At 53.9% G+C, this 1,654-nt stretch carries 2 protein-coding genes; both read left to right on the top strand.

Annotated features, from left to right (window positions below):
- Positions 1–363, top strand: a 363-nt coding sequence (locus tag FFS57_RS24850; RefSeq protein WP_171014212.1) for a PPC domain-containing protein, incomplete at its 5' end; no start/stop codon positions are given.
- Between the two features lie 88 nt (positions 364–451).
- The coding region (locus tag FFS57_RS24845) for a M12 family metallopeptidase (RefSeq protein ID WP_171014211.1) at positions 452–1,654 on the top strand (1,203 nt) is incomplete at its 3' end.

Below are 1,654 nucleotides of genomic sequence, written 5' to 3'. Positions count from 1 at the left end.
CCTACACCTACACCTACACCCACCCCTACACCAACTCCGGGTGGTGATGTGCTGAAGAATGGTATGGCCGTAACGGGTATTCAAGCATCAGCTGATACCGAGAAGCTCTACACCATTGATGTACCGGCTGGGGCGCGTTTCCTGGCGATTCGTACCGGGAATGGCACGGGTGATACCGATGTGTATGTGAAGCATGGCAGTGTGCCGACCAAGGGCCGCAATAGTAATGCAGATGGCAAATCGACTGGTGAGACCAATGCAGAATATGTATTGATCACCAATCCTAAAGCCGGCAAGTACAACGTGCTGATGCATGCCTACACCGACATCAAGAATGTATCGGTCATTGGCGTAGTGCGCTGATTTCAGCCTTTCTTGGCGACGGCTGCAGATGCAAGTCGTCTCGTCATTGCCCAATAGGGCAGACATGAAACGAATAGGAAGAACACGTATGCAAGGCTTCAAGAAAACATATCTGGCCGGTTTGATCACCCTGGCGTTGGCGGGGGCGGCACACGCGGGTGTCTCGGATGAAAACGGCGTCAATACCAGTCGTGATGTAAAGGGCAGGGCGGCTTCGGTTACGTTGCATACCGGCGAAGTAGTGCAATACACCATCGTGGATGGCTATGCAATGGTAGGTGACATGATCATTGGTCGTCATGACGAGATCCAGCATACGCGGACGTTGCGTCAGTTCATCGGCAATTGGCAGCAACCGGTCGTGGAAAAGCGCAAAGGGCAACCGCCAAGCGATAACCACGCCAAGGGATCGACCCGCTGGCCGAACAACACCGTGTATTACACCTTTGCATCGAATTTCTCGCAGCGTGGCCGTGATGCAGTACGTGCGGGTATGAAACTGATCACTGATCGTACCGCCATCCAGTTCAAGGAGCGTACCAACGAGCGCAACTATGTTGAGTTCTACCCAGGTGGTGGTTGCTCGTCTTGGGTTGGCATGGTGGGTGGTCGTCAGCAGATTTCGTTGGGCTCCGGTTGTGAATATGCCGGTATTGCAGCGCATGAAATGTTGCACGCACTGGGTTGGAACCACGAGCAAATGCGGCCGGATCGCGACAACTATGTCAACATCCACTCCGAGAACATTCCATCTAACGTACTGTACAACTTCAATAAAGTACGTGATAGCGATGCAGACCCAGTCGGCCCATACGATTTCCGCTCGATCATGCATTACGACGCGTATGCGTTCAGCAGTAACGGCCGTCCGACCATTACCCCGAAAGACAGCAGCATTCCGCTGTCGAACCTGGGTCAACGCCGTGCGCTGAGCGACGGCGATGCCACGTCAGTCAACAAGTTCTACCCAGGTGCGACAACACCTACCGACATCAAGATCACCATCAGTGCATCAGAGCTGCGGTTGGATGAGAACACCAAGGGTGAGTTGGTGCTGGATATGGCCGGCCCGGCAGACGATCTGCGTACCATCAGTTTCCGCGTCAGCTCTGATAACCTTGCAGTAGTCGCCACTAATGGTATTCGCATCGAAGATGCCATGGCTGGCAACCAACGCTATGTGGTGGTATCGCCGCAGCCAAATGCCTATGGTGTTACTAACGTGACACTGGTCGCGACATCACAAAGTGGCAAGCAGGCGACGGTGCGTTTCAAGGTGACTGTGCTGGAT

The sequence above is a fragment of the Chitinivorax sp. B genome, from assembly GCF_005503445.1.
Taxonomy (GTDB): domain Bacteria; phylum Pseudomonadota; class Gammaproteobacteria; order Burkholderiales; family SCOH01; genus Chitinivorax.
Note: the sequence above shows the minus strand (reverse complement) of the source record. Positions and strands in the feature narration are given on the sequence as shown.